The organism is Peribacillus sp. P4_C12 (genome assembly GCF_056402095.1).
Genome location: NZ_JBFUIB010000392.1, coordinates 1 through 3,523, shown reverse-complemented (window position 1 = coordinate 3,523; position 3,523 = coordinate 1). Strand labels below are relative to the sequence as shown.

Annotated in this window: 5 protein-coding genes; all 5 read right to left on the bottom strand. The window is 40.4% G+C overall.

Annotation, left to right across the window (positions count from 1 at the left end):
• Window positions 1–91: 91 nt before the first annotated feature.
• Entirely contained in the window at window positions 92–1,165 is a 1,074-nt protein-coding gene (locus AC1DUW_RS23635; protein WP_053347205.1) for a GerMN domain-containing protein, read from the bottom strand.
• A 62-nt stretch (window positions 1,166–1,227) separates the two neighbouring features.
• A complete protein-coding gene (locus AC1DUW_RS23630) occupies window positions 1,228–1,752 on the bottom strand; it encodes a dihydrofolate reductase family protein (protein ID WP_053347206.1) in 525 nt (174 codons plus the stop codon).
• Between the two features lie 45 nt (window positions 1,753–1,797).
• A complete protein-coding gene (racE, locus tag AC1DUW_RS23625) occupies window positions 1,798–2,601 on the bottom strand; it encodes a glutamate racemase (RefSeq protein WP_053347207.1) in 804 nt (267 codons plus the stop codon).
• Window positions 2,602–2,611: 10 nt separating this feature from the next.
• Complete coding sequence (locus AC1DUW_RS23620) at window positions 2,612–3,055, bottom strand: MarR family winged helix-turn-helix transcriptional regulator (RefSeq protein ID WP_477643596.1); 444 nt, start codon at window positions 3,053–3,055, stop codon at window positions 2,612–2,614.
• A 223-nt stretch (window positions 3,056–3,278) separates the two neighbouring features.
• Complete coding sequence (locus tag AC1DUW_RS23615) at window positions 3,279–3,503, bottom strand: helix-turn-helix domain-containing protein (RefSeq protein WP_028392149.1); 225 nt, start codon at window positions 3,501–3,503, stop codon at window positions 3,279–3,281.
• Window positions 3,504–3,523 lie beyond the last annotated feature (20 nt).

The following is a 3,523-nucleotide window of genomic DNA, read 5'->3' as shown; positions in this document are numbered from 1 at the left end:
CATATTGTATCCCCCTAATTTCAAAAAAAGAATAAGAGGCAGCGAAAGGCTGCCTCATTGTGTTATATCTATAGTATACAAAATCGTTTCTTTAAAAACTACCTGTGTTCACTTTTTCTGGACGGACCACAGGTTCTGATAATTTCTTTCCTTCTTCGTTAAGAATATCTGCACTGCCTTGCACCTGTACTTCAACACTTTCAATTCCCTTTTGCTCCGTCAAAGATAAAACTAATGCATCAAGAACATCTTGAGAAACCTTTTTCTCTTTAAAACTACCAAGAATGTTTTCGTTAAAATTGAGGGTAACCTTTCCTTCTGCCATTTTCGGCTGATCAAGTAAGGCCACATCACTCATGAAGCCCGTTTGCAGGTTTGTTCCAGAAGGACTCTTCGTTAATTCCTCAATAACTGCTGTTACATTATCGGACACCGTCTCGCTAATACGGCGTGTTACTGGTACATAATAGGTGTACTCCTCGTCCCCGCCAATGTAATAGACAGTCAACGCTTTCGTATTCGAAATATCTACCACGTCACTGGTATCAATATTGATTCCGGAAGACCGTGAGATATTTTCATCTATCGGCGTGCCATTGACTGGCATTTCCGTAATATCTTCCCCATTGATTCTCATTTGGATTTTATCAACCGAGTCGAATTGAGTTAGTGTCCATGTAATAGCTTGAAGAATTTTGAGTTCATCTTCTTTTTGATAATTTTTGAACTCCGGTGAAAAGTCAGCCACAGCCACTCCTTCTTTTATGTTTACACTTATTTGAGTATCGGCAGGAATAACCGCTCTAAACCCATTGGGAAGCTTATCTGTAACTGGTCCATTATCCACGAGGTAGTCAAGGGCCTGTTTTGCGACGGCTTCCGATTTAGGAAGTTCCATTGTCTGTGGAACCACATATCCACTTTTATCAATTAAATACAACTCGGTCTTCACTGTTGCTGTTTCACCAGCAGTCTTTTCCCCATCTGTTGCCGGCTGTTGCTCCCCGTTGGTCTCTTTTAATGAAGATTCATCCTCGACTAATGAAACATCCTTAGGCGGGTCAATCTCCTTTTTCTCTTCACCCCCAAATAATCCACATCCGGAAAGAAAAAGAGAAGATGCCAGAATGGTCACAGCCATTGTTACTTTTGATTTATTGGACATAAAATCACTCCTAGGACAGTTTGTACTCCTATTTATACGAGCCCTAAGGGAAAATAGACCAATTATTTTTCTCTCTGATCATGCAGCTGAGCAATCTGGCCGTACTGTTGTATGTTTGTCAGCTTTAATTTGACTTCAGGATTTCCTGCTTGAAACAAAGAAATCCCTTTACCTAATACTGTAGGAATAATAGAAAGAATCATTTCATCCACCAGCTGTTTTCTCATGAACTCACTAACTAACTCCGCACCACCGACTAGCCAAATCCTTGAGTCACCCTTTAGATTTCCTATGAAATCTCCCACATCTTCATTTACAAATTCCACATGCTCGTCTTTACCTTTCGCACTTCTAGAAAAGACGTAGCAGGTTTTATCTTGATAAGGAAATTCTTCTGCTAGTGTATGAATCTGTTGATACGTTTTGTTTCCCATGATCACCGTATCAATATTTTTAAAGAAATCGCCGTATCCATTATCCCCTGCACCTTCTGTCTCTTCAAGCCAACCTATGCTTCCATCCTCTCTTGCTATATATCCATCCATGCTTGTAGCTATATACATAACGATATGCTTTTGTGATACCATTTTTTTTGCTCCTTTCTACAAAAAAAAGACCTCCAAATGGAAGTCTTATAGGTGGTCAATTTTAATTGTTTCTATTGCATTGATATGAATACCGAGCCAACTCGATGCGATTGACCCAAACATATCTCTTGAACCAGTTGTGTAAAAACGATGAACCGGACGCTGCTTGCTTTTATTGATTAATCGATAGTAATCCAAAATAACACTTGCCTCACGGGCTGTCTCTTCCCCAGAGGAAATGACTTGTACTTTATCTCCCATATACTCTGAGATTACAGGCCCTAACAGCGGATAATGGGTACAGCCAAGGATTAATGTATCGATGTTCGTTTTCTTTAACGGGTTTAAAGTTTGAGCCACAACCCTATTCACGATTTTCCCTTGAAACTCTCCGCTTTCTACGATGGGGACAAATTTTGGACAAGCTAAACTATCCACTTTCACATCCGAATTGATGGAGGCAAGAGCGTCGTCATAGGCCTTGCTTTTCACTGTACCTTCTGTGCCAATTACTCCAATATGTAGAGCATTAGAAACCTTCAATGCCGCCCTTGCCCCTGGATGAATAACACCCAATACAGGAATCGGAAGTATCGCTCTAATTTCATCGAGCACCGCTGCAGTCGCAGTATTGCAGGCAATGATTAACATTTTAATATCCTTCTTCAATAAGAACCTTGTCATTTGCCAAGTGAAGGTTTGGACATCTTTTTTTGACCTTGGTCCATAAGGGCATCTTGCGGTATCGCCCAAGTAAATTATATTTTCATTTGGTAGCTGGCGCATGACTTCTTTAGCCACTGTCAAACCACCTACCCCCGAATCAATGATTCCTATTGGTTGTTTCAAAAATCTCGCCTCATTTTTCTTTCATTTCTTGATGTAGTTTTGCTAAAGTCCCACTTAGGGAAACGATATCGGATTCGCTGAAATTGACTAAAACGCCACTCAAGTACTGCTGCCGTTTGTTGATCACTTCTTCGATAATCCGTTCGCCTTCTTCAAGAARGTGAATGCGAACCACACGCCGGTCTTTCTCATCCTTGACGCGCTGAACAAGCTGATGTTTCTCCATGCGGTCAATCAGTTCCGTCGTTGTGCTAAAGGCAAGAAACATCTTCGTAGACAATTCGCCAATCGTCATGTCGCCCGCTTCAAAAAGCCATTGCAAAGCCAGAAACTGAGGAATAGTAATTTTATAATCACTCAGAATTTCCCGTCCCCTTTGCTTAAGCCATGACGAAACATAGCGCAATTCCCTTTCGATCTCGACCACATGTGCAGCCTGACTCTCTTCACCCATACACCCAGCTCCCCACTTCATGAAACTTATCATACTACCATTTTGGGGGAAAGTGAAATAAATTTCAAGATAGATTATCTAAAGGATATAATGAAACCCCCTCCATTAAAATAAGCAGCATCTAAAGAAGTCAACATGAGAAATTATCTCAGACTTCCTTATATGCTGCCAATGAATGGGAGAGAAAAAATATATAAGGCTTACGTATTAAAGAGTCAACACATTAAAGCTTAAGTTCTCCCATACGAAGGAGTTCTATAACTGCCTGCGAACGTCCTTTGACTCCAAGCTTCTGCATCGCATTTGAAATATGGTTTCGAACTGTTTTTTCGCTAATAAACAATTCACCTGCGATTTCTTTTGTTGTTTTATCTTGTACTAGTAACTCAAATACTTCTTTTTCTCTTTTGGTGAGTAGTGGCTTATGAGTGAATTCGTTCTCCTTCAAGTAATGTTACCCTCCTTGCC

Excerpts from the sequence above, each read along its gene's own strand:
- AC1DUW_RS23635 (WP_053347205.1), bottom strand. The coding sequence starts at position 1,165 with ATGTCCAATAAATCAAAAGTAACAATGGCTGTGACCATTCTGGCATCT.
- AC1DUW_RS23630 (WP_053347206.1), bottom strand. The coding sequence starts at position 1,752 with ATGGTATCACAAAAGCATATCGTTATGTATATAGCTACAAGCATGGAT.